Origin of the sequence: Paenibacillus sp. EKM206P, from assembly GCF_011066155.1 — a bacterium.
Classification (GTDB): Bacteria; Bacillota; Bacilli; order Paenibacillales; family Paenibacillaceae; genus Paenibacillus; species Paenibacillus polymyxa_D.
The window spans coordinates 53,698-79,360 of the sequence record NZ_JAAMNQ010000014.1 but is presented as its reverse complement, the minus strand read 5'-3'; the positions used below and the strand labels follow the sequence as shown (position 1 = coordinate 79,360).

General features: G+C 45.3%; 21 protein-coding genes and 1 other annotated feature. Of the genes, 16 read left to right on the top strand and 5 right to left on the bottom strand.

Annotation, left to right across the window (positions count from 1 at the left end; all coding sequences use genetic code 11):
• Nucleotides 1–6: 6 nt before the first annotated feature.
• Complete coding sequence (locus G9G53_RS22210; protein WP_165150277.1) at nucleotides 7–639, bottom strand: GNAT family N-acetyltransferase; 633 nt, start codon at nucleotides 637–639, stop codon at nucleotides 7–9.
• Between the two features lie 240 nt (nucleotides 640–879).
• Between G9G53_RS22210 and acsA the strand changes: the two genes are divergently transcribed.
• Complete coding sequence (gene acsA, locus G9G53_RS22205) at nucleotides 880–2,595, top strand: acetate--CoA ligase (protein ID WP_165150275.1); 1,716 nt, start codon at nucleotides 880–882, stop codon at nucleotides 2,593–2,595.
• 88 nt (nucleotides 2,596–2,683) lie between these two features.
• On the opposite strand, the gene G9G53_RS22200 is transcribed toward acsA, so the two are convergent.
• A complete protein-coding gene (locus G9G53_RS22200; RefSeq protein ID WP_165150273.1) occupies nucleotides 2,684–5,707 on the bottom strand; it encodes a penicillin-binding protein 1A in 3,024 nt (1,007 codons plus the stop codon).
• 135 nt (nucleotides 5,708–5,842) lie between these two features.
• Nucleotides 5,843–6,108 (top strand) — a binding site (T-box leader).
• Nucleotides 6,109–6,174: 66 nt separating this feature from the next.
• Between G9G53_RS22200 and tyrS the strand changes: the two genes are divergently transcribed.
• A complete protein-coding gene (gene tyrS / locus G9G53_RS22195) occupies nucleotides 6,175–7,428 on the top strand; it encodes a tyrosine--tRNA ligase (RefSeq protein ID WP_165150271.1) in 1,254 nt (417 codons plus the stop codon).
• Between the two features lie 201 nt (nucleotides 7,429–7,629).
• Nucleotides 7,630–8,499 carry an AraC family transcriptional regulator gene (locus tag G9G53_RS22190; RefSeq protein WP_165150269.1) on the top strand — a complete coding sequence of 290 codons (870 nt, stop codon included), beginning with the start codon at nucleotides 7,630–7,632 and terminating at the stop codon, nucleotides 8,497–8,499.
• 82 nt (nucleotides 8,500–8,581) lie between these two features.
• Here the strand turns inward: G9G53_RS22190 and rpsD are convergent, their stop codons facing one another.
• Complete coding sequence (gene rpsD / locus G9G53_RS22185; RefSeq protein WP_013310919.1) at nucleotides 8,582–9,181, bottom strand: 30S ribosomal protein S4; 600 nt, start codon at nucleotides 9,179–9,181, stop codon at nucleotides 8,582–8,584.
• A gap of 436 nt (nucleotides 9,182–9,617) precedes the next feature.
• On the opposite strand from rpsD, the gene G9G53_RS22180 reads away from it, so the two are divergent.
• From G9G53_RS22180 to G9G53_RS22160, 5 genes are all read left to right on the top strand, one after another.
• Complete coding sequence (locus G9G53_RS22180) at nucleotides 9,618–11,603, top strand: sensor domain-containing diguanylate cyclase (protein ID WP_029517646.1); 1,986 nt, start codon at nucleotides 9,618–9,620, stop codon at nucleotides 11,601–11,603.
• A gap of 195 nt (nucleotides 11,604–11,798) precedes the next feature.
• Entirely contained in the window at nucleotides 11,799–12,650 is an 852-nt protein-coding gene (locus tag G9G53_RS22175; protein WP_165150258.1) for a hypothetical protein, read from the top strand.
• 76 nt (nucleotides 12,651–12,726) lie between these two features.
• Nucleotides 12,727–13,842, top strand: a complete 1,116-nt coding sequence (locus G9G53_RS22170) for an aminopeptidase (protein WP_029517644.1) — start codon at nucleotides 12,727–12,729, stop codon at nucleotides 13,840–13,842.
• Nucleotides 13,843–13,931: 89 nt separating this feature from the next.
• Entirely contained in the window at nucleotides 13,932–14,174 is a 243-nt protein-coding gene (locus G9G53_RS22165; RefSeq protein WP_013310915.1) for an HPr family phosphocarrier protein, read from the top strand.
• A gap of 141 nt (nucleotides 14,175–14,315) precedes the next feature.
• Nucleotides 14,316–14,606 (top strand): YlaN family protein, encoded by a 291-nt coding sequence (locus G9G53_RS22160; RefSeq protein WP_007431028.1) that lies wholly within the window; start codon nucleotides 14,316–14,318, stop codon nucleotides 14,604–14,606.
• Nucleotides 14,607–14,747: 141 nt separating this feature from the next.
• On the opposite strand, the gene cax is transcribed toward G9G53_RS22160, so the two are convergent.
• A complete protein-coding gene (cax, locus tag G9G53_RS22155; protein WP_029517643.1) occupies nucleotides 14,748–15,818 on the bottom strand; it encodes a calcium/proton exchanger in 1,071 nt (356 codons plus the stop codon).
• Nucleotides 15,819–16,132: 314 nt separating this feature from the next.
• On the opposite strand from cax, the gene G9G53_RS22150 reads away from it, so the two are divergent.
• Nucleotides 16,133–16,498, top strand: coding sequence for an Asp23/Gls24 family envelope stress response protein (locus G9G53_RS22150; protein WP_013310912.1), 366 nt, complete (start codon nucleotides 16,133–16,135; stop codon nucleotides 16,496–16,498).
• Between the two features lie 226 nt (nucleotides 16,499–16,724).
• Here the strand turns inward: G9G53_RS22150 and ftsW are convergent, their stop codons facing one another.
• Nucleotides 16,725–17,984, bottom strand: a complete 1,260-nt coding sequence (gene ftsW / locus G9G53_RS22145; RefSeq protein ID WP_165150256.1) for a putative lipid II flippase FtsW — start codon at nucleotides 17,982–17,984, stop codon at nucleotides 16,725–16,727.
• Between the two features lie 249 nt (nucleotides 17,985–18,233).
• Here ftsW and G9G53_RS22140 point away from each other — a divergent pair, with 249 nt between their 5' ends.
• From G9G53_RS22140 to G9G53_RS22110, 7 genes are all read left to right on the top strand, one after another.
• Entirely contained in the window at nucleotides 18,234–19,439 is a 1,206-nt protein-coding gene (locus tag G9G53_RS22140; RefSeq protein WP_069010582.1) for a M20 family metallopeptidase, read from the top strand.
• A gap of 84 nt (nucleotides 19,440–19,523) precedes the next feature.
• On the top strand, nucleotides 19,524–19,952 hold the full coding sequence (locus G9G53_RS22135) for a CBS domain-containing protein (RefSeq protein ID WP_023989320.1): 429 nt from the start codon (nucleotides 19,524–19,526) through the stop codon (nucleotides 19,950–19,952).
• A gap of 298 nt (nucleotides 19,953–20,250) precedes the next feature.
• Nucleotides 20,251–22,017, top strand: a complete 1,767-nt coding sequence (locus G9G53_RS22130; protein ID WP_165150254.1) for a DNA repair helicase XPB — start codon at nucleotides 20,251–20,253, stop codon at nucleotides 22,015–22,017.
• 6 nt (nucleotides 22,018–22,023) lie between these two features.
• Nucleotides 22,024–24,048 carry a helicase-associated domain-containing protein gene (locus G9G53_RS22125; RefSeq protein ID WP_165150252.1) on the top strand — a complete coding sequence of 675 codons (2,025 nt, stop codon included), beginning with the start codon at nucleotides 22,024–22,026 and terminating at the stop codon, nucleotides 24,046–24,048.
• Nucleotides 24,049–24,156: 108 nt separating this feature from the next.
• Nucleotides 24,157–24,597, top strand: coding sequence for a YlbF family regulator (locus tag G9G53_RS22120; protein WP_013310906.1), 441 nt, complete (start codon nucleotides 24,157–24,159; stop codon nucleotides 24,595–24,597).
• A 39-nt stretch (nucleotides 24,598–24,636) separates the two neighbouring features.
• Nucleotides 24,637–24,897, top strand: a complete 261-nt coding sequence (locus G9G53_RS22115) for a YlbG family protein (protein WP_029517637.1) — start codon at nucleotides 24,637–24,639, stop codon at nucleotides 24,895–24,897.
• A gap of 229 nt (nucleotides 24,898–25,126) precedes the next feature.
• Entirely contained in the window at nucleotides 25,127–25,564 is a 438-nt protein-coding gene (locus tag G9G53_RS22110) for a hypothetical protein (RefSeq protein ID WP_025717787.1), read from the top strand.
• Nucleotides 25,565–25,663: the final 99 nt, after the last annotated feature.

The following is a 25,663-nucleotide window of genomic DNA, read 5'->3' as shown; positions in this document are numbered from 1 at the left end:
ATTTTTTTAATACATGAATCTTCGGACAAATCGGATATGGTCAAACTGCTCTTGTGATGCGAGGGGCACATCCTTTCCCATTCGTACCATCAGACAGTTAGCAGGATGTGAGCATATTTCAGGATCATCCGTGGCGTACCAGACCATATCTACAGTTTTCATTAGACGCTCCATCATGCGGCGGTATTCCCATACGGAGAGACCGCTGCCTTTTAAATCCCAATGCCAATAGTATTCGGTCGTAAAAATAATATAGGATTCAAGCTGTCCATCCTCAAAGGCAATCCGAATCATTCGGCTACCCAGGCCTAGACCACGATAGTCATTGGCTACCTCAACAGCTCCGAGTTCCAGTAAATCCTTCATGCCAGCTTCCGACCAGCGCTCCATCTCATCTGGGTAATGAAAAGTGACATATCCCAAAAGGGTTTCCCCGTTGTGGGCAATGATAACTCTGCCTTCTGGCAGTTCCGAAATATCCACCAACGCGTCGAATTGCTCCTTTGGTTTGCGAAAGGCATCTAATTGCTTGTGCATTTGAAATGAACGCAGTTGATCCGCGGATACGGGGCCTTCTACATAGATTGTTTGTCCGTTATGATTCAGCGTATCCGAGTGGTACAGTTTTAAATGCTGCATACGTACGCCCTCCTTGTTCGCCATGAGCTCGTTCCTCATATCCCATACTTATAGCAAAAAAACAATTAAATGAAAAGGATGGTCGTCACATCGTGACCTATGATATACTGTTTTAGACATAAAATGTTCACAATTTAAATCAACCAGTAAACCAAAGGAATCTATCTGCTTTATTGATTTTTGTAAGCGTTATCTTGTCCTGTGTATTTCTCATTAATCCATTGTGAGGAGGCTGAACGCATGAAGATTGAAGAACTCCAGACTGTAGTTCCCACATCCAACATGGGTCCGTATGAACAAGCTTACAACAACTTTCAGTGGGAGGATGCAGAGCGTCATTTTACGTGGTATGAAACAGGCAAGGTAAATATGGCACATGAAGCCATTGATCGACATGTACAGGAAGGACGGGGTGAGAAAGCGGCACTATTGTATTGTGACGCAAACCGTCATGAAACCTACACCTTCTCTCAGCTTCGTGCTAGCTCTAACAGGTTCGGAAATGTGCTGCGCAAATACGGTATTGGTAAAGGGGAGCGGGTGTTTATTTTCATGCCACGTTCACCTGAGCTGGTTATTAGTTTACTTGGTGTTCTAAAGGTAGGGGCTGTTGTCGGTCCATTGTTTGAGGCGTTTATGGAAACTGCGGTTAAGGATCGATTGGAGGATAGTGGGGCAGTGGCATTAGTGACCACACCTGCGCTTCTGTCACGGGTAAAACGTGAGGAGCTTCCTGAGCTACGGCATATTTTTGTGGTTGGTGATATGGATGAACGCGAGCAGGGAATTATCGATTTTGAGACAGAAATGCTTACGTCCTCAGAGGAACTTGAGCCTGAATGGTTGGGTCGTGAAGATGGATTAATTATTCACTATACATCAGGCTCAACAGGCAAGCCCAAAGGCGTGTATCATGTGCAAAATGCAATGATTCAGCATTACTATACTGGCAAAATGGTGCTGGATTTGCGGGAAGATGATGTGTATTGGTGTACTGCTGATCCTGGCTGGGTCACGGGAACGTCATACGGTATTTTTGCTCCATGGCTAAATGGAGCGACGAATGTCATTCGTGGGGGGCGTTTCAGCCCGGAAGACTGGTACCGTACGATTGAGCGTCACGAAGTGACCATATGGTATAGTGCTCCTACAGCGTTTCGGATGCTGATGAGCGCAGGGGAGCAGGTTGTTTCCAAATATGATCTCAGCAGTCTGCGGCATGTATTATCCGTTGGGGAACCGCTGAATCCCGAAGTGGTGCGATGGGGATGGCAAGTATATACACAGCGCATTCATGATACTTGGTGGATGACGGAAACAGGAGCACAGCTGATCTGTAATTACCCTGAGCTGCCGATTAAGCCGGGTTCGATGGGAAAGCCACTCCCAGGTATTCAAGCTGCTATTTTGGACGACAGAGGGCAGGTGTTGCCTCCTAACCGGATGGGTCACTTGGCGATCCGTACACCATGGCCATCCATGATGAATCGTATATGGAACAATCCGAACAAGTTTCAGGAATATTTCCGCTTTCCCGGTTGGTATGTATCGGGTGATTCGGCTTACATGGATGAGGACGGATATTTCTGGTTTCAGGGTAGGATTGATGATGTCATTAACTCCTCTGGAGAGCGAATCGGCCCTTTTGAGGTGGAAAGCAAGCTTCTGGAGCATCCTGCTGTAGCGGAAGCCGGAGTCATTGGAAAACCAGATACCGTGCGGGGAGAGATTATCAAAGCTTTTGTTGCACTGCGTGAAGGCTATGCACCGTCTGAAGCTTTACAGCAGGACATCTATCGCTTCGTTAAGGAAGGGCTGTCTGCCCATGCTGCTCCACGCGAAATTGAATTTAAGGAAAAGTTACCCAAAACCCGCTCTGGTAAAATTATGAGACGCGTGTTGAAAGCCTGGGAGCTTAACCTTCCTACAGGTGACTTATCTACCATAGAGGATTGAAGTACTGTGTATATTAGAATTAAAAAAAGGAGTCTTCAAAGCCTTAATGGCTAAGGGGACTCCTATCACTTTCTACTCTTGTCTTCAGTTATGGACGGACGGCTCCGGAAGGAGCCGATTCCCCCATGGCATTCATGGAAGTGACACGAAACCAGCCTTTTGGCTTTTTCTTCGACTTATATTCAAAGCTGGTAGATGCGGTAGAGCCTATATTTGTAAAAGGCTCCGCACCGCTTTCGCTGTAATACACGTTATAGCCTGTAATAGCGTCCGCCGACTTACCTGCGCTCCATTGGAGCGCTACGGATGAGCCTGCGGCTTTAGCTTGAGGCTGTCCAGGGGCAGTAGGGACCTCTGTAGGCTGCTCACCTGTTCCATCTCCCTCGCCCGGAACGTCTGGAGACTCAGAATCTGCAGGTGGCACTACAGGTGTTGCGCTTGCTTTCGTGCTTGGACCGGACTCATGGCCGCCCACATCAACGGCGGTCACGTAGTAGCTAGAGCTGCTGCCCCCAGGGCTGTCAGAGAACACCTTGGAGCTGTCAGCCATAACGACCTTGCCAAGCCGTTGGAAGCTCCCCCCATCTGTAGAACGATACAGACGGTATCCTACGACGTCGCTGTTTCCGCTTGGGCTAAAGCTGATTATGGCTTTACCATCACTATAGCTTACGTTGACGCTAGATGGAGCGTTAGGAGCTGCTCCATCGTCCTTGCGTGGATCAATCTGAGTAGGAGCTTCCTTATCTGCATCCTGAGGCAGATAGTAGGACAACGAATTATGTCGTCTCATCACCTTAAAGGCTTGCTGAAGCTCTTTAATCAATTCTGAGATTGACTTTTCCCGTTTCCTAACGGTCCGTTCATATAACATATCATCCGGTGTACCATCGCGTGGAATATAATTCACACCTTGGTAGGTAATATATTTCGCACGACTCACACCATTTTCACTGTTTTTAGGTGGATACTTACTGTTATAAATGTCCGAACCATACGCGGATGCTGTACGGCTTACAATGCCGTCAGGTCTCTTGAAGCTGTCCGTTTGGAACAGCTGAGCATCTTTAGTTGTTACTTCATTCATGATTAGAGCCCATAAGCGGCGAGCCCGCTCTTTTTGGACTTTCGTTTCAAGCTTATTGACAGGTTGCTTGTAACCAACCCATACACCCAGTGTGACGTCAGGCGTAAAGCCCTCGAACCAAACATCAGTGTAGGATTGCGTAGTGCCTGTCTTGCCGGCAATCGGAATCTTACCGGATTGATCAAAGTTCCGCTTCACCAGTCTGCCTGTGCCCTCCGACACGGCTGTACGCAACATATCTGTCATCAGGTAGGCGGTTTGCGGTGAGAAGGCCTGCACAGGATTAGGCTGATGCTTGTATATAATATTGCCTTGCGAATCCACAATCTTTTCGATCATATAGGCGTCATTAAACACACCGCCATTTGGAATGGCTCCATATGCATTCGTAAGCTCCTCGACGGTCACCCCATGGGCCAAGCCGCCAAGTACACCCGTTTGGGCGTTGTTATCACTGGATTCCAAGGTGGTGATGCCCAGCTTCTTGGCAAAAGCCCAGGCTTTGCTGATCCCTACTTTTTCGTTAAACAGCTTGAGTGCTATCGTATTGAGCGATTGATTCAGTGCATAACGCGCCGTGACCAATCCTTGATAGCGGTTGTTAGAATTTTTCGGAATGTGATACCCATTACTGCCATCCTTCAAAATAATAGGGGCATCATCCACGATACTACCAGGCTGCACAAGACCGCTGTCCAAAGCAGGGAGATAGGCAGCAATCGGTTTCATTGCCGAACCCGGCTGACGAACCATCTGGGTGGCATAATTCATCTGCTCCTTTTGGAAGTCCCGACCTTCCATCATTCCAAGAATGGCGCCTGTTTTATGCTGAATCAGAATAGCCGCTGCTTGTTCGTCACCCTTGGTTTTACTAGTGGCAGAGAAGTTATTCTTATTTTCTGCAATTTGACGCATAGATTTGTATACGCTCTTATCAATGGTGGTGTACACCATATAACCGCCTGTGCGAAGCTGCTGTTCAGCTTCTTTGAGCAAATCGTTATCGTCCTTGGTCTTGGTATCTGCACTGGCATTAGCTGCTTGACCCGGATTGGTGACAGACATGAGTGCCTGCGCAGCTTGTCGTTCTGTTTCCATCATAAGGTATGGATAGGTGTTATAAGCCTTAACAGTACGTGGTGCGAGAGATTTTTTGATATCAAAAGCCATCGCTTCATCATACTGTGCTTTATTGATTTTGTTCTCCTCCAGCATTCGACTGAGCACCAGGTGCTGGCGGTTGATGGCTCTTTTAAAGCCAGCTTCATTAAACTCACCCTTACCGTTGTAAGCAGAATAGGAAGAAGGAAGCTGTGGCAAACCTGCCAGATAGGCAGCCTGGGCTATATTAAGCTCGTTCAGATCATTCTCATTAAAGATACCTTTGGCCGCTGCTTTAATGCCAAAGACGTTGTAACCGCTTGAACCGTTACCAAAAGGTACTTTATTAAGATAGGCCGTAATAATTTGTTGCTTGCTTAGGAAGCGCTCAAGGCGCAGAGACAGCAAAATTTCTTTGACCTTGCGATCATCCGTGCGATCGAGATTTAGAAAGACACGACGCGCAAGCTGCTGGGTGAGTGTACTACCCCCGGTTTGTACGGATTCATGCAGCGCCTTTTGCTTCACAGCACGCAGTGTTCCCGATAGATCGACACCTTTATGCTCGTAAAAATGATTATCTTCAATGGCAATGACTGCGTCAATGACGAGTTGTGGAATCTCCTTAAACGTGACAGGTCTTCGATCTTCTTCTGTCCGGAGTTGTCCGATGGGAGAGCCATCATTGAAATAAGCGAAGCCTGTAATTGCATTCTTATCTACTTCCTGTAGGATCATGGATCTGGAACGCACGGGTTCGCTTTTTACAATAGAAGCAACATAGCCGGCGGCCGCTCCTCCTGCAAATAGTGCCCCCATAAAACCGATGATGACGACCCACTTTATGACACGGCCGAGCCTTCGCATGGTTGTCCGCAAGCGGGAAGGCTTTGGCTCTGATACATTGTTTTTTTCTTCAACCATTAAGTCTTCCTCCTTTATAACAGCCATTATTATAGCATAAAATTACAAAATGAACCCATATGCTAAAAAGCCTGTCTTTTGGTGTCGTTGACTACATAAAAGCAGTGTGTTATAAATAGGTCAAAGTAAATATCGTGAAAAGCAGAGAAAGACTTCAGTAGAAGGCGGATTCACGTTGTACAGAGAGCCGATGGGTGGTGTGAATCGGTAGCGTCCCTCCTTTGAATTACCGTCTGGAGCTGTCTGGATGAATGGAAAGCTTTTGCAGGTTTGCGAAGCACCATAGTAATCCAGTACCGGGTGTAGGCCCGTTATAGGAATGAAGTGAAAGAAATGTCTGTCTTTGACATGCGTTTCTTTAATTAGGGTGGTAACGCGAGCAGCTCCTTCTCGTCCCTTGGGATGAAAGGGGCTTTTTGGTTTGTCTAATATGTAATATTTTGGATGGAAAATAGGAGGTATACAGGATGAAGTGGGAAGAATTGAAGCCAGAGCAGCAGGTAGAGGTAGAACGACAGCTAGAGGTGATACAGCGGGGTGTAGCGGAAATTGTACCGGAGGATGAGCTGAAGCGTAAGGTGATCAAATCGGTCGTTAGCGGCGAGCCACTCAAAATTAAGCTGGGCCTTGATCCATCTGCTCCCGACATTCACATCGGACATACGGTTGTTATGCACAAACTGCGACAGTTCCAGGAATTAGGCCATCAAGTACAACTGATTATCGGAGATTTTACAGGCAGAATTGGTGATCCGACAGGTAAATCGGAGACTCGTAAGCAACTGACTGAAGAAGATGTACAGCGCAATGCCCAAACATACAAGGAACAAATTTTTAAAATTCTCGATCCTGAAAAAACAAAGGTATTTTACAATTCCGAATGGTTAGGGCCAATGTCTTTTGCTGATGTAGTAACCCTGTCGGCCAAAGTAACGGTTGCCCGTATGTTGGAACGGGATGATTTTACAAAAAGGTACCAAAACGGATTGCCGATCAGCATCCATGAGTTCTTTTACCCGCTGATGCAGGGCATGGATTCCGTGGCTCTCCAAAGCGATATTGAATTAGGGGGAACGGATCAGAAGTTTAATCTTCTGATGGGTAGAACCCTGCAAAAAGAATACGGAGTTGAGCCACAGGCTACTATTACTTTACCATTGCTTGAAGGGCTGGATGGAGTTCAGAAGATGAGTAAAAGCTTGGGGAACTACATTGGTGTTGATGAGGAGCCGAACGAAATATACGGAAAATCCATGTCCGTTCCTGATGAGCTGATGCTGAAATATTTTGAGCTTGCAACGGATATCAACAACGAGGAGTTGGCAGAGCTGGCGAAAGGTGTTAAGGAAGGCTCAGTGCATCCACGTGATGCCAAAATGAAGCTGGCTGGAACGTTAGTGCGCATGTACCATGGTGAAGAAGCAGAGGAAGCAGCGAAGCAGCATTTTGTGACCGTATTCCAGCAGCGCGCGCTGCCTGACGATATTGAAGAGTTCACCTTGACGGCTGATCAGTTAGAAGAAGGTGGCATTCGTGTGATCCAGTTGCTGACTCATCTGGGCTTTGCAGCATCTAACGGTGAAGCCAAGCGCAGTATTCAGCAGGGTTCGGTCAAAATTAACGAAGAGAAATGGACCGATGTGAACGAAGCATACACGCCGAAGGAAGGCGACATTGTGCAGGTAGGTAAACGGAAATTTGCTAAAATCAAGCTTGGATAATGAAAATATATTCAAAAGCAGCGCTGAGATTGTCTCGATCTCAGCGTTGCTTTTTTATTTCTGCCAAGTGAAAAGTCATGGTAAACTTAGCACAAATAATCAAACATGTAGGTGAAGAGTTATACATAATGAAAACGTGGGTTGCACAATTTGGGTGTAGGATCGATAATCAGAACAATTACGAGTGTGGGGAAGGATTATATGGACTATTTTAAACGAATTCAGTGTGCGATTGAGTTTATTGAATTGAATCTGCGGGAGGATCTAAAAATTGCCGATATTGCTTCACAGGCATGCTTTTCAGCTTTTCATTTCCAGCGGGTTTTTCAGGCCATTTCGGGTTTTACGGTTCAACAGTATATAAGAAGGAGAAGATTGTCCGAGGCGGCTGAACAGCTAAAACAATCCAATCAAAAAGTGTTGGACATTGCTATTGAGTTTCAGTACAACTCGCAAGAAGCCTTTACCCGCGCTTTTGAAAAGAATTTTGGGATCACCCCTGGGAAATATCGTAACAGTGATATTGAGCTTCCTGGACAAAGCAAAATTAATTTTCTGGATTATCAAAAAAATACGAAGGGGGATTTGGATGTGAACAAGCCAGTGATATTGCAGCTCGAAACGACCAAAATTATAGGGTATGAATATAAAACAAATCTGAATAATGAGCAGCACTATAAAGAAATTCCAGGATTTTATGGGCACTTTGGAGCCAATGAATATTTTATGTGTATCCCGAACAAGATCGCACCGGGAATGTCATATGGGGTTGCCTGTCGATTTGAAGACAATGGTGCATTTTCATTTGTGGTGGGCGAGGCAGTTGAAAAAGAGTCAAATGAACTGGCAAAGGGTTTCATATATATGGAGATTCCAGCAGGGAAGTATGCTGAGTTTGACGCTTCGGGTTCAGATGGACGGGTTCAGAATATACGAGACTTTATCTATGGCACGTGGCTTCCTAATTCTAATTTTGAACGGAGGGAGGGACCAGATTTTGAAATTACGGACGTGATGAATTCCTCCTATCCAGATCATTTGAGCATGAAAGTATACATCCCCATTGAATAAAAGAACTCTCAGGCTCGATGCATAGGGAATATAAAAAAAGCACCCGAATTTATTCGGGTGCTTTTTGGTGCTAATGCAGGGATTAGCGGTTGTAGAATTCGACGATTTGTTTTTCATCGATATCTTGGGACAATTCGCCACGCTCAGGCAAACGAATGAATTTACCTTCCAGAGCTGCGTCATTGTACTCCAGGTAAGCTACCAAGTGGTTGCGGTTTTCCAAAGCTTCTTTGATGGAAGACAGGGAACGACTTCTTTCACGAAGACCGATCACGTCGCCAGGGCTTACTTGGTAAGAAGCGATGTCAACTTTTTTACCGTTCACAGTAACGTGACCGTGAGCTACCAATTGACGTGCGCCTGCACGGGAATTAGCAAAGCCAAGACGGAATACAAGGTTGTCCAGGCGGCTTTCCAGCAAGAACATAAAGTTTTCACCAGCGATACCGTGCATGTGTTGAGCTTTGTTGAACAGGGTACGGAATTGTTTTTCACCCAAGCCGTACATGTGACGCAACTTTTGTTTCTCTTGAAGCTGCATACCGTAGTTGCTGATTTTTCTCCGTTGGTTTGCACCATGTTGTCCCGGAGGGAAAGGGCGTTTCAATTCTTTACCTGTGCCGCTCAGGGAAATACCGAGACGACGGCTCAATTTAAATTTAGGACCAGTGTAACGTGCCATTATAGAGTTAACTCCTTCATAATTAAAATTTGAGTTGGGGCTCTCTTTGCGCTCCAATTTGTTCGGCGCTACCTATTAAGGTGAGACGCACTACTGACAGAAAAGTTCAGCCGCTGTCCTGTCAGCAACAAAAAAGATGAGGGTGACACAAACTGTTACGCCCAAAATTTAAGATCCGCACAGTAGATAGTTCTGCCGTACAGTCTTTTTCAATAATATATACTACATGTAAGAGTAGGTCAATGTCAAGAAGAGAAAAAGAATGAAAACGTCAAATTTTGTCGATAGGGCTTTAGAACTAAAAAAGTGGGACGAATTTCTGGAAAATGGATGCAAATTTCTAGAGTTGGGAGTAAAATAGATCATATTATGAGCTATAGTGGTGTATAGCCGCTGTCTTGGTACAGCTAATTTTGCTGTGAAGGAGCGCCTTAATATGTCGGAATTTTCAACAACGGATCAGCAAATGCTTGACAGTAAAACGGTCCAGGCTAGCGGTGCTCCGCTGTTTGATGATAAAGGATATACTTCTTTTGCCTGGCTCCAGAACATGGATATGACACCCTATGATTTCCCCTATATTAACCAGCTGCTTGTCCAAGGATATCGGAGTTGGTTACAACAGGGCAATGGTATATCCTGGATTAACGAAGAATATACTGCTGTTTTTAATTTTATAGGTGTTCGTGTTGCTGGTAAAAAAGAAGATGATGACGAGGATTTGGATTTGGTCGAACGTTGTTGCATATCTAGAGAGATGGAAGTGAGCCAGCGCAAACTTCGTGATGGAAGCCTTTCGTTTGTGTATATGGTTCCCATACTATGCCGTAATTACAAGAGCGAGCCCTTTGCCGCTCTTCGTTTTACACGGCCTGCTCAACATTCTGTCCCAAATCTGGACACATTGTTATCAGCTGCTTTACATTTTAAATCCTGCTTTTACACGAAGTTTGAGTACATATTTATGGAAGATGTCCTTGGGATGCGGAATCGAAGCGATCGTGAAGGTAGACGCCGTTCTATTTTATTTCAGATTGTAAAACGGATGCATGACAAAATTGACGTAGAAGGCGTGCTGGATGAGGTATTCGGGAGCATCGCCTATTTGTTTCCCCATGTAGATATCACCTTGTATATGAGTCAGGATCGACATAGTCGCAATCCGCAGGTCAAACCTTTACTGCTGCATGAACGGGACGAAGATGTATGCGTCCGTGCATTTATGAAAGGGCAAATGGCTGTGAATGAGCCTGTCGGTACACAAGATGAAATAACTGAAATCGGCATCCCATTACGTGGTAAGCAGGGCGTATACGGTGTTTTCCATATGATTCTTCCATCGGGCGCGGATAGTATGAAAAAAGTGGATGTAGAGCTGATTGCCATGATGGCGGATACGGCTGGCACCGCATTTGAAAATGCAAAGCTGCTTGAGCAATCGAATGTACTTATCCATGAATTGCGTCTCATTAATGAACTGGTTCAGCGCTTGAATCAGAGCCTGAAGTTAAATGAAATATTTGAATTTGCCGTGCAGGAGTTATTAAAAATGTTCATGGCGGACTTTTGTTGTATTGTACAGCTTGACCAGGATGGAAACTGTTTTAAGGTCATGTCGAGTAATGTGGAAAGCTTAAGACTGGAAAGTTACCCTCTTGAAGATGGATTTGCTGGACTAATACGCTTAACAGGGGAACCAGTGATTGTGTCGGACTATAGAAAGGATGGGAAGATATCCTCTCATTTTATGGATGCGACGCACTCCCAGTCTTTGATGGCTGTACCTATGAAGACCAGCGGTACTCCTAAAGGGGTTATACTATTGTCCAGCAAGCTTCCGCACTTTTTCTCTTACGATAATTACAAAATGTTGCAAATGCTAGCCCCTCATATCGGGTTGGCGGTAACCAATGCTATGCTGCACGCTGAGGTGCGGCGGTTGGCTAATATGGATATGTTAACAGGTCTGTATGTACGTCATTATGTGGACCAAATCATTCAGCAACATCAGGAAAAGGATTTCTGTGGATCTCTTATTTTGGTAGATATTGATCAATTCAAACAGGTGAATGATACGCATGGGCATCAGACGGGTGACGAAATTTTGAAAAGCGTCAGCAATATCGTTCGTTCGGCGACTCGCGATGAGGATGTATGTGCGAGATGGGGCGGCGAGGAGCTTGCCATTTATTTACCGCAGCTGGGGGTACAGCAAGCGCTCGGATATGCAGAAAAAATACGTTACCGCGTACAGCATGAAACTGAGCCTCAGGTGACTGTTTCTTGCGGGATTGCTGAATGGAACTGGCTGGACGAGCAGATCAGTATTGAATCTTTATTTTATAGGGCTGATATGGCCTTGTACGAAGCGAAAAATGAAGGACGCAATCGAATAGTTGTTGATCATGTAGCCAATGTGTAGAGAATATTCCTTAGGGAATGTTCTCTTTTTGTCTTGCATAACCCTTTGCAGACAGGTAATCCTAAACGCAGCTATATCGTGTGTATGATTGAACTATAGGGATAACGCGATGAAGTGAACCAGGTAGCATAACTGGCTTGAAGCAGGATTATTGCTCATGAGTACAGCTATGTTCAGGATAGGACGGATGATGGGATGCATTGGAAAAAGCAATGGATGATGAAGGTTTGTGGTGTGTTGCTTGTAATAGGTGTGTTAAGTGGTTGTGCACTGGATCGACAATATACGCCTGAGCAGATTTTTAAGAGAGCTGTTGCAGGAATGGCTGGCAAAGAGATGGTAACGTTTACTGGACGGACTGCAATTAGAGCAGACAGTGGTCTGCCAACGAATAAGCAGTTTGAATATCGCGGTAGGCTAAGAAATCACGATGAATTGACCATGCACTGGGGTTCTGCAGAGGCTTTCCGTAAGCAAGGTGGCTACACAGCTCTGAAACAAGGTAAGTCCGAGCATGATGTTACACAGGAACGTTTTATTCGTCAGAGTGGGAAATGGGTTTCGCTGACATCCGGTTATCCTCCTGTGGTTGGAAATGGTATGTTAAATCGCTTCAATCCGATTCAGGAGCTTGAGGAATTAAATACACTGAATAAGAGCATTCGTATGGAAACGGGAGCTGCCCGGGGAACTTGGGTGTTGAGGATTGAACCGGAATCTGCTTCGGCAAAGCGCTGGTTGAAAGATCGTTTAATAAAAGAAATGAATACGTTAAACCCTCAAATCGTGATATTAAAAACGCAGCAGACAGGAACGAATCGAGAGCTGCGAAAGAAGCTGAGCCAAATATGGGCGCAAAGTTGTGAGGATATGAATAACCAGCTGGAGCAATCCATTGTGCATACGGTGTATCATTTGACCATAGATCGCCAAACAGGTTTACCCTTAAAGCTTTCATCCGAATGCCAGATTACCCGACAGGGAGAAAATGAAGATCTGCATCAAGAGGCTTTGATAACCAGAGTTACTTTTGAGGACTACAAGTAACGTGGCGGGCGTGATACAATGAATTTTGAATTAACCATCGTTCAAAAAGAATGAAATAGAGAAGGAGAGACACTACATGAAAGATCCTAGAATACTTAAGCTGGCGGAAAATCTGGTAGGTTACTCTGTTGAAGTGCAGCCTGGAGAAAATGTATTAATCGAAATGATTGGTACAGAGCGCGACTTACTTAACGCCATCATTCATGAAGTTGGTAAAAAAGGTGGAAATGTTTTTGTACAACTTACAGACCGTAAGGTACAGAGCACCATGCTTCGTCACGCGACAAAGGAGATGCTGGAGACCTGGGCTGAGATTGACCTTAACCGGATGAAGCAAATGCACTGCTATATCGGAATTCGTGCAGGTGAAAATGTAAATGATTTGTCAGATGTGCCGGAAGATAAAATGAAATTGTATAATTCCATTTATCAGCATGCGGTACATAGCGAACAACGGGTGAAACACACCAAATGGGTAGTGCTGCGTTATCCGAATGACAGCATGGCTCAATTGGCGAATATCAGCACAGAAGCGTTCGAAGATTTTTATTTCGATGTGTGTAATCTGGATTATGCAAAAATGGACAAAGCTCAAGATGCATTGGCAGACCTGATGAATCGGACGGACAAGGTACGGATTAGTGGACCGGGTACGGATTTGAATTTCTCTATTAAGCAAATTGGAGCTATCAAGTGTTCAGGTCAATGTAATATCCCGGATGGCGAAGTATACAGCGCGCCTGTACGTGATTCCGTTAACGGAACGATCAGCTACAATGCACAAACCCTGTATAATGGCATTACTTTTGAAAATGTTAAATTCCGTTTTGAAAATGGTAAGATCGTGGAAGCAACGAGTAACGATACGAAGCGGCTGAATGATATTCTCGATTCTGACGAGGGAGCACGTTATATTGGCGAGTTTGCCATCGGGTTTAATCCGCACATCTTACATCCAATGAAGGATATTTTGTTTGACGAGAAAATCGCCGGCAGCTTACATTTTACACCGGGTCAAGCTTATGAAACAGCGGATAACGGTAATCGTTCATCGATCCACTGGGATTTGGTGTTGATTCAGCGTCCAGAATATGGCGGTGGTGAAATTTATTTTGACGATGTTTTGATTCGTAAAGATGGCATCTTTGTACTGCCTGAGCTGGAGCCATTAAACCCTGAAAATTTAAAATAACGATATCCGTTCTTGCTGAGAAAGCGATTTCAATGTATCATTATGGATGAGTAACGATACATGACAATTCAGTAAAGCGAGGGATTTCTATGTCCAATAATAACGCGGCGGTTGTTGAAATTGCACAGACGGCAAGCAAGTTCACCTCTTCCATCGTCCTTCATTCCGAAAATAAGTATATTGATGTGAAAAGTATACTGGGCTTGTTTACGACCCTAGTCAGCAGCCATAGCTATGAACTACACGTTCATGGACCAGATGCGGAGGAAGCCAAGAAAGCGATCATCGAGGTGTTCGAGAAGCACGGACTTCATATTTCAGTAGCCAGCTAACTTTATTCTTGAAGCAAAAGCATCCCTACCTGTAACTGTAGGGATGCTTTTTTTGTCAGGTTCTTGTATTAGCCTGCAATTTGGTCTAATATTAAGGATAGGACGTCTTGTGCGACATTGAGACATAGGGGGGAAGAATCCATGACTTCATCTGATTTGCAGGAACAATTGAATATCAAGGCTATTAATCTGCTTCAGGAAGATGCAGATAAAATAAAGAAGCTTATTGAAGTACAGATGGAGAATCTGGCAACCCGTTATTGCCCTCTCTATGAGGAAGTGCTGGATACTCAGATGTACGGATTTTCCAAGGAAGTGGATTTTGCGGTTCGCGCTGGACTTCTTCCGGAAATGGTAGGTAAACAGCTGGTCAGTGAGCTGGAACGCAATCTGGCTATTCTATATGAGGCCATGAATAATAAGGCCAATTAGGAAGACGGTTGAATTGATGAGAGCATGCGGAGCTTGAGAGCATGCTTTTTTTGATGCCTTTTTTTAAAAAAATGTTCTTTTAGGATGGTAAAAGCGCATCCCCTTCCACCATCCTAATGAACATTTTAAAACCTTAAAAAGCTACACAAGAAAGAAGGATACACCTAACAATACATACACTACCAATAGCATGAGCCCCTCATACCAGTTGGTTGAGCCGTCTTGGGTGATGGATTTGGCGATAAATACAGCGACAGCAATGGCGACCAGCTCAATAGTAGTGAAAACAATATTCATCGTGTTTCCCATAAAGTAACTGACAAATATCAGCACAGGGGCAACAAATAGCGCAATTTGCAAACTGCTGCCGACAGCTATTTCAACCGATGCACCGATTTTATTCTTCATCGCCAGTAAAATAGCAGCGCTGTGTTCGGCTGCATTACCAATAATAGCGACGAGGAAGGCACCTACGAACAATTCGCTGAGCCCAAATTGGGTCGTAAACACCTCCAGCGTACCTACCAGCCATTCGCTGACAAAAGCGACCATGACGGTAGCAAGTATCAAATAGGCAATGGATTTGTTTCTGGACCATACAGGGGCATGCTCATGTGGTAATTCTTCATCTTTTTGTTCGGTCACATCAGATAAATAGTCCTTATGCGTAATCATAGAAAAAATAAGCCACGCAATATACGCGACAATGAGCGTGCCTGCGACAATGAGGCTGAGCGTATCTGATTCGCTATCCGTGATAACGTGTGTGTTCAAAAAGACAGCTGGAACGAACAAGGCAATAACAGCCACAATCATCAGAGAACCACTTAATCCAGCCAGCGATATATTGAAATTTTGTACTTTGTACTTTAAACCGCCAGCGAACAGACTTGCTCCTAGCACCAACAGCAGATTGCCGATGATAGAACCAGTAAGACTAGCCTTTACCATATCGTAAAGACCTTCTTTAACAAGAAAGATGGCGATGATCAGTTCGGCTGCGTTACCAAAGGTGGCATTTAAGAATCCACCTAAACGTTGGCCAGCATAATGCGCGACGCTTTCGGTCGCCCTGCCGAGGAAACCGGCTACGAATACAACAGAAATTGCACAAATGACAAATTGGGCTATAGCGTTCCAATGCGTGTAATGGGCGACTGCGCTAAGAGCAAATGTCGCTATAAGCAAAGCGGGAGATAACCATTTTTTCAATGAAGAGCACCTCGATATCAATAAATGTGTACAAGTTTGGTGAAAGCTGTCACTTCAGCATTTTGCATAATTCGATTCCCATCGCACATAAGTACAATATATAGACGAACTAAAGCGTTTCGATCTATATATTGCTGATTGGAAAACACTCTTGGGGTTTATGCAAAATGCTCACTTGTATGGATTTTCTAAATTAATATACCCAAAATGATATAGGTTGTAAACGAAAGTTGTTTTTCATACGTAGAGTTTGCATTTGGAGTGGCTGAGGCTTTACAATACAAATAAAGGATGGATGAAGGGGGACATAGGTCATGGCAGAGCAAATTCAACAACTGGAAGCAGGAAACATCAAGATTTCCAACGATGTCGTAGGTAAAATTGCCGGGATGGCCGCATTAGAGACACCGGGCATTGCTGCAATGTCAGGCGGTTTATCGGAAGGCTGGGCCAAAAGGCTGAGCGGTAAAAATGTGCAAAAAGGCGTATCAGTGGAGGTTGGACAGCTGGAAGCTGCCATTGATCTACGTATTATCGTACTCTACGAAACACCTATTCATGAGGTGTCCCGAATTCTTCAGCAAAATGTGCGAGAAGCCGTCGAAAGTATGACAGGTTTGCGGGTCGTGGAAGTGAACGTAAAAGTGGAAGGTGTGGCGTTCAAGGACGACGCAGTGTAATAGAATCAAGGACCGATAATTCTACATTTTTAACCAATTGTATACATGCCGGGAATTCCGTAGGATAACCCGAATAAAAACACGAAAACTGGTGGTTATAGAATCGCCAGTTTTCGTTTTATGAATCAACAGCATAGCCATTTTTGCAGAGGGTTTCCGTATTTTTATACATAACCAAAAGAACTTCCAAAGCCACCGTTGTAAGTGGTCCTTGGAAGTTCTTTTTTTAGCGAAAACGGTTGGTTCTACGAGTTTGAAAGCGATTGGGTACTTCATTACGGACAGCTACCCCTGTGGTGCGTTCCTGCACCGCTTGTTTGGTGTTCTCACGAGAAATACTGAGCATAATGCCCATCGAAAACATCATGACAAGCAGGGAGGAGCCACCAAAGCTGATAAATGGAAGCGTTACGCCAGTGATTGGAATTGTTTGGGTTACACCGCCGATATTAATGAAGGCCTGAATGGCAATCAAACCCATGATACCGGTGCCTACCAACGTTCCGAACGGATCATGGCAACGCAGAGCAATGATCATGCCTCGCCAAATGAAATACAAATATAGCATCAGGAATATGGCTGTTCCGATAAATCCGAATTCTTCACCAATTACAGAAAAGATAAAATCATTAAATGGATTAGGAAGATAATGAAGCTTGATAATACCTTTACCAAATCCTGACCCGTTTAAGCCGCCTTCACCTATAGCTTGCAAGGACTGTACCAGATTGTATCCCGTTCCTTGTCTATATTTCACGGGATTAAGAAAGGCCTGAAAGCGTCCGATTTTGTAATCTTGCTTGGCAGCAGCTTGTCCATCTGTGGTTCCAGAATCTCCCCCAAACAACGACCCAATACCAAATACAATGGAGGCGCCTAGCACGAGCAGAACAATTGATGCTGTAATATGCTTGACACTGGCTCCCCCGGCATAAATAATCAGACCACTCGTAGCAACCAAAATGAAGCAGGAGCCTAAATCAGGTTGAAGCATGATGAGTCCTGCAACACAGCCTACAATGACTGTTACAGGTATGTAGCCAGTCCGCAGATCTCTAAAGCGATCTCCTTTTTTGACAATCAGTGCAGATAAGTAAAGAATGATGGAAATTTTCGCAAGCTCCGTTGGCTGGAAACCAACACTACCAAACCTGAGCCAGCTTTTTGCGCCGTTAAGTGAGCCTGTAAAAAGAACGATGATTAGCAGTAATATAGTTATGAAAAATAAAGGTACAAAAAGCTTTTTATATTTTTCCATCTTAATATTCATAGCTACCAACATAATAAAAAGTCCAAGTACAGCAAATGCAGATTGGCGCTTCACAAAATATAAAGAGTCAAAATTGTATTCTTTATTCAGCAAAGCTACGCTGGAGCTGGAGCTAAATACCATAATTACACCGAATCCAACCAGTAACAAAGTGAGGATCAGCAATTGGAAATCCGGTGTGCCTCTTCTTCGAGTCTCCGGCTTCGTATTTCTCATATCAGCTTCCCCCGGTATTCGCCACAAGGTATATTCCTCGCAGACGGTTATCATTTTATCGTTTACCCATTTTATCATATTATGTTTGATGGGCTTCTGCAACCTCCCTGAAGCAACAGATATCACAACAATTCCATATCTGCTACAATAGGATAAAAATGAAGACTTGAGAGCAGCGGTGCATACGTGGTGACGCTGCATGATGAATCGGGAACTTGCCCGGTGCTTTAAAAGGAGAGGTGGAGCATTATGACACAACATGCGCTAGACAAGACCTGGTTTGACCAGTTGCAAGAAAATATGGTGGAGTGGCGTAGACATTTACATAAGAATCCCGAAATTTCCTTTCAGGAAAGCAAAACCGCAGCTTTTGTAGCGGATAAGTTGGAGAGTTGGGGAATCGAGATTCGCCGTCAGGTAGGGGGACACGGTGTTGTAGGCACCATTCGTGGTGCTAAACCCGGGCCTGTCGTCTTGCTGCGTGCCGATATGGATGCTCTTCCTATTCAGGATGAAAAGGAATGTGAATATCGCTCCAACGTAGACGGAGCCATGCATGCTTGCGGCCATGATGGACATACATCCGCGCTACTTGGAACGGCTTACTATTTCAGTCTGAACCGGGACGAGCTGCAAGGAGAAATTCGGTTGTTGTTCCAACCTGCGGAGGAATTGCTGCCTGGCGGAGCGGTCAGTGTAATAAAGGATGGTATATTGGAAGGTGTGGACGTCATTTATGGTATCCATTTATGGACACCTTTTCCTGTCGGGACGGCTGCGAGTTGTGCAGGGCCGCTGATGGCGGCGGCAGATGATTTTTATATTGAAATCACAGGTAAGGGTGGGCATGGTGGGATGCCCCAGTCCACTAAGGATAGTGTCGTGGCGGGTTCAGCTCTTGTCATGCAATTGCAAAGTGTCGTAAGTCGTTCAGTCGACCCATTACGACCTGCCGTGCTGACGGTGGGAACCATCCAAGGGGGCTCTGCGCAAAATGTGATCGCAGAAACGTGTCGCTTGAGTGGAACGATTCGTACGTTTGATGAGGAGACACGAACGGTGATGAAGGAGCGACTGCATGAGGTAACAGAGCTCACAGCCGCAACATACGGTACAACAGCACAGGTTCGCTATATTATGGGATACCCACCAGTTGTCAATGACGCACATGAAGCATCTCGTTTCTTTAATGAAGCAAAATCTGTTTTCGGCAAGGAGAATGTACAGGAAGCGTCGAAGCTGATGCCTGCTGAAGATTTTGCGTATTATTTGGAACGTGTGCCAGGTTGCTTCATGTTCGTAGGAGCGGGTAACCCAGCTAAAGGAGCGGTTTATCCACACCATCATCCTAAATTTGATTTTGATGAGGATGCTATGATTAACGCGGTTCGTTTGTTTATTGCGATGTCTACGGGATACGCTGCGGAACGAAAAGCAGGGGCAATTAAGGGCTAAAATGAGTGGAATTGGGAACGGTTCAATCTGGAGTATGAGCTGAATGAAATGGGGTACCCTACTCTTGAAAAGGAGGGAGTACCCATGAAAAAAGTTCAGGAAGTTATGACTAAAAAATGCGTAACGGTTACCCCGCAGGACAATATTTATGAAATTGCGGTCAAAATGAAGGACAATGATACTGGTTTTATTCCGGTTGTGGAAAGCGAAGGCAGTGATAAGTTGATTGGCGTAGTAACGGACCGTGATCTTGTCGTTCGCGGTTATGCGGCTAAAAATTCGGGTTCGGGTTCAGTCGATACGGTTATGACGACAGGTATTCGTACAGCCAGTGCGGACATGTCGGTGGACCAAGCAGCTGAACTGATGGCGGAGCAGCAAATCCGTCGGTTGCCTGTGACGGAAGGAGACCGTCTGATCGGGATTGTCTCGATCGGGGATTTGGCTGTTCGTAATATTTTTGCAGACAACGCTGGAGAGGCGCTTAGTCATATTTCCGAGCAGGTCCACTAGAAGAATAATTAAGGTAGGCATTTGTTTGGGAGGTCTTTACCCCGGGCGTTAAATCAGGAGTTCAACCCGAATATGGGTTGGACTCCTTGCTATTCTGGTTGATATTCGAATAAACGGATAAGCTATTTATTATATAACTGAATCAATTTCATAATACCTTTAGCTGCTTCAATCAAAACTAGATATAGATCAAAATGATTCGATTTGTCTGTATCTAATTACAACCACCAAACTTTAATGAGTTATGAAATTGATTCAACTTTAAAATGATGTATGGTTAGATTATCAGGAGGTAGTCATGAATCCAGATCATCCTTGTATTGTACAACGTGATTTTACCGTTCTGCTGGAAATGGGCTTGCCCGGTTCGGAATGGGCTCGTTCACAGTTGCAGATTTATGCGGAGCTGGTTAAAAGTCCGTCCGCTTTTCATACGTACCACATCACTCCACTGTCTTTGTGGAATGCAGCTGCCCTCGGATGGAGTGCTGAGGACATTCAAAATAGTTTGTATTCCATGTCCCGTTGGGATATTCCACATGATTTGTTGAATGATATTGAACAGCTCGTTTCTCGCTATGGGACGTTGACGCTTTCACGAGGTACGAAAGAAAACGGAGGTATAAAGACAGGGAAAGCCAACAGCTATGCAATAGGTGATCGCTTGATCTTGGCAGCAGAGACCCCCGCTTTACTGGATGAGCTACTGACCAAGCAAGAGCTAATACAGCTTGGGTTACTTCGCGTTGATGAGGAAAGCGCATCGGTCCCGCCCGAAAATCGGGGCTTGCTCAAGCAGGAATTAACTCGCTTGGGATATCCCGTTGTGGATACGGCAGGCTATCTTGAAGGGAATCAGCTTAGTTTTACCTTGGGAAAGGGACAAACGAAGTTGCAGCTTCGTGATTATCAAGTAAAGGCCGCTGATGCGTTTGAAGGAGCGGACGGCTTAGGGGGTAGTGGTGTACTGGTGCTTCCATGCGGAGCTGGAAAAACAGTGATAGGCATGGCGGTGATGAATCGGCTTCAGTGTGAAGTGCTTATTCTAACATCTAATACTACTTCTGTACGGCAATGGGTAGAAGAATTAAAGCAAAAGACGGATATTTCTGCCGATTCCATCGGGGAATATAGTGGTCAGAAAAAAGAAGTGCGCCCGATTACGGTGGCAACATACCAAATTTTGACACACCGTCGCACCAAGGATGGGGATTTTGAGCATATGAAACTGCTGAGTGAGCGGAAGTGGGGACTCATTATATATGATGAGGTTCATTTGCTGCCCGCGCCAGTATTCCGGGCGACGGCTGACATTCAGGCTACCCGTCGTTTGGGGTTAACGGCCACGCTGGTTCGAGAGGATGGTTGTGAACGGGATGTGTTCTCTTTAATTGGGCCCAAACGGTATGATATGCCATGGAAGGAGCTGGAGCGACAGGGCTGGATCGCTCAGGTCGATTGTGTGGAGTTGCGGCTTCCAATGACAGCTGAACTTTTGGAGCGCAGTATGCGTGCTGAGGGCAGACAGCAGTACCGAATTGCAGCCGAAAATCCGATCAAACTGGAGGCGGTGCGTAGCCTGATGCAGCAGCACAGTGGTTTGCCCACGCTCATTATTGGTCAATATTTGGACCAGTTGCGTACATTGGCTCAGGAGCTCGGTGTCCCACTGATTACGGGTTCAATGAGCCAGACGGAGCGGGTGCGTTGGTTTGATGCATTCCGCAAGGGTGCAATTCGGACCCTATTGGTGTCCAAGGTTGCAAACTTTGCGGTGGATCTGCCGGATGCAGCAGTAGCCATAGAGGTATCGGGCAGCTTTGGCTCTCGCCAGGAAGAAGCGCAGCGACTGGGACGCATTTTGCGACCAAAGTCAGGCGAGAATAAAGCTTATTTTTATGCTCTAGTGACGGAGAATAGCAAGGAGATGGATTTTGCAGCTCGTCGTCAGCTGTTCCTGATTGAGCAAGGCTATGAATATGCGGTTCGCAGATTTAGTGTGACAGAGGCTATTGGAAGCAGGGATGCTAAGTCTGGAGATCGTGGAAAGAAAAAGGAGGCCTAATCAAGAATGGGCGTAACGAACACGCAAGACAGCTGGAATGAGCTTTCATCGGATGAGCTGCTGGTACTTAGACGATGCTTTATTCGGCACGCGGGACAGCCCATGAAGGAAGAAGAACCTATACAGCTTACCCGGGGATCGTTAAGCGGAGTCGAAACGAAACTGGCACTGCGTGGATTACGTGCCCGGGGCTGGCTGGAGGCTGTTACCAAATCGTGGGGCGAACGAATTTTATATATCCCGGTTTATCGACTACCGGATCTGTACGATATGTTGTTAGAGGAAAATCCAATGAACATGATGCATTCGGATCATCCGATAACGGTACATGAATCAATGACAGGCCTGGAGTCGGAATTGCTGCATGCGTTGTCACGTATTGCAGTACAGGGCGTCCCTTTGACGGCCAAAGGAACCATACATAAGCGATCATTGCAAAAATTGAATGAACTGACCCCCTTTCGCCCGGAGGACCTGATGGGTCTTGGGTTGCATTATGCGCATGCAGAGCTGTATCCTGTGCAAACGGTGGTCATGATGGATTTGCTACTCAGTTTGGGGCTGTTAGTAAAAGAAACGGTGTCTTTTCGCATTCAGGAAACGGAACTGGCGACTTGGATTCGTTTGTCTGCTTGGCAAATGCGCAAGCATATTTTTGCTACACTCATGGAAAGATACGGCAAGGCCGAAGCGTCCATGCAGCATTTTCGCTATATGCTGTGTGCCGTCTCCCAGTATATGGGAACAGGAGGGTGGATATCTATCAAGTGTCTGCTGCAATGGATGCTTCAAGTAGGCCTAATCCAGCAGGAGAGTACGAGCGGAGCTGATTCCAAGAACGGCGCCCTTTTAGACTTCATTCCTACATCCTCAAATCCGGAAGGGTTTGCGGGAGAAACGGGTTCTGATTTTAATTTTAATGGATCTTTCATGGAGGGATTGAAGGGTTGGCTGAAGGCCCTGACTGCGTTTGGAATGGGTGATTGGGGCCAGACTGCATCGGGTAAACTGTGTTTTCGCTGGAATGTATCTGTGTTAGACATGCTTCGTCCCAATAATTACGAGGATACAAATCAAGAACAAGGTACTTTTTATGTACAACCTGATTTTGAAATATTGGTTCCGCCAGATGTGGCATATGATGTGCGCTGGCGACTGGAATGCTGCTGTGAACGTGTGACAGGAGATCGGATGGCAATATACCGGATCACCAGAGAAAGTGTTACAGAGGCAATCGAGTTAGGGATGGAAGCTAAAGCAATTCCTGCTCTACTGGACAAGTTCAGCCGGACAGGCGTGCCTGATCATGTACGTATGGCGGTAGAACAGTGGGCAGGCGATGTCGGACGGACGGCATTTGCAACGGTAACACTTTTGCGATGTAGCACACAGGAGGATGCAGACATGGTTGCACGCCATCCCGCGCTGGAAGGATTGCTGGAACGGCTTGGCGACAAGGACTTTATTATTCCGGCGAGCTCTGTTGTCAAAATACGAAAAACGCTTGCTGCAATAGGATTAGGTCCACGTCGTGAACCCGAAGGTGTGGACGAGCCAGCTCATCATTATCCACTGATTTCGGAAACAGAGAACATAAATTCAGGCAGCCTCAACAGTGAAATGGAGTCCGAACCTATTCAAGCCCGTTCTATATTTTCCCAAGAGGGGAGAGCAGGTTTGGTTTATACAGGGCGAACGCTGCACTTTTACGAACAAGAGCATACACTGCCTGATCCGTCTGACTATTTTCCAGAAAGATCTACAGTCCCCTCCTCATGGACAAAAGAATGGAGGAGTTACCATACTTCCACTGCCCGGCAGTTGATCGAGCAAGCGATTCGTTGGCAGGCTGCTGTGGGGCTGCGAATCGGTGGGAAAGAGGTTAAATGGATACCGGAGGCGGTGGTTTCCGGTGCACCATGGAGTGTCACAGGCTGGTATGCCTCAGGAAGGGATGACGAAACACTTTCTCCTGCGACCTTACAGCCAAGTGAATGGTCAGACATGCGCTTGCTGGTTCCTTTTACATAGTAGGGCCAGGAAGTGCATGAAACTCCTTCTTCTCAAAAGAAGGATGTGGTATGATAAATGAGTCTACTTTTACAGGGTAGAACTTTATATAAAGTGAGATGAACATTCATGAGCGTAGCCGAATTGAACACGGTCAATATGGCAGAAGTGCTTATTAACGCCTATGAATTGGGCGATATGGTCAACCGATCCTTTGAGGTATCGGATTATTTATATTGGAAGCAGCGTGTGGAATTGAATCCGTCTATTCAGGCGTGTGTACGCAAGCTGGATGCCAAAAAGGAGCTATTCGCGGAAACGGAGCGTTTTGGGCATTTTCATCCGAACTATCATGAAGCGAAGGATGCAGTGCAGGTCGTTGAGCTGGAACTGGAACAATTCGTGGATGTTAAGGAGTTCAAACGAGCCGAAAAGGCGCTGGATGATATGCTTCATGCCATGTCTGAAACGATTGCATATTCCGTGTCCGAGACTATTAAGGTGCCGAGCAACGATCCGAATGTGAAAAAAGGCGGATGTGGCAGCGGAGGGAAATGCTCCTGTGGATAGGTCATAGGAATGATACCGAGTGGAGGGGAGATGAAGCGAATGTTTGCCGAGCGGACAGGGTACATCATTTGGGTAAGCGATATCAAGGCTGCCCGCAATCTGGAGAAATACGGAAATGTCCACTTTATTTCAAAGCGTATGCATTATGTAGTGATATATATGAATGCGGATCGGGCAGAAGACACCGTTAAAAATATTCGCAGACTTTCCTATGTGCGTAAGGTCGAGCGTTCTTTTCGAAATGAGATTAGGACGGATTACAACGACGATAAGGAAAAGATGAAAGAATATGAAATATAAGCTCAAATGTCTATAAATTGTAAACTTTTCTTGAAAGGTCAGCCTACAGGCTGGCTTTTTTTTGTGAAGTCAGGACTTTTGCATAATGGTCTTGATGCTGTTAGACCTAAAAAATCTTTAAAAACCGCCCATAAACTTCAATTTTGTAACTTGTAGTCCCGGGTCTGTTGAGGTAACATATGAATATATTGGTAGATATAAAGACCTATCTGGTGGGGAGAGTGATCCCGTGCGTGACAAAGCAATGCAGCGATGGAGTACATACGAACCGTTCTATGTGGAGATGGGCGATAAAAAAGTCGCCGATATCGTGATAACAAATCATGCGAAAACACGTTACTTAGATCGGGTAGAGCAGAAACAGTCCGAGACGAATCATATCGCCGCCTGGCTTTGGGAATGCCTGAAGCAAAACAGGATGGAGTCCTATTATCATAACGAAGAGGATGTATATTTAATTGATGGTGATCTGGTCGTCGTGGCCGAATTTGGAGAGTTGCCCGGCGAGATGGATATTGCGGGGAATCCGCTTCACAAAATGATTGTCATTACCTTTTTGGGACGGATGTCGGAGACCATTGAATTAAGGGATTTGAAGTCATACTATTCATGGTTACGCCATTCGCGGCGCATGACACTGATGAAAAGCACTCGCAAGCAAAAATAGACGGTCATTTGGAGAACGGCTTCAGATGAAAAAATCTCCAAACTTCTTGAATACCGTTAAGTTTAAGTAGAAAGTATGCAGTTATTAGCTGCATGCTTT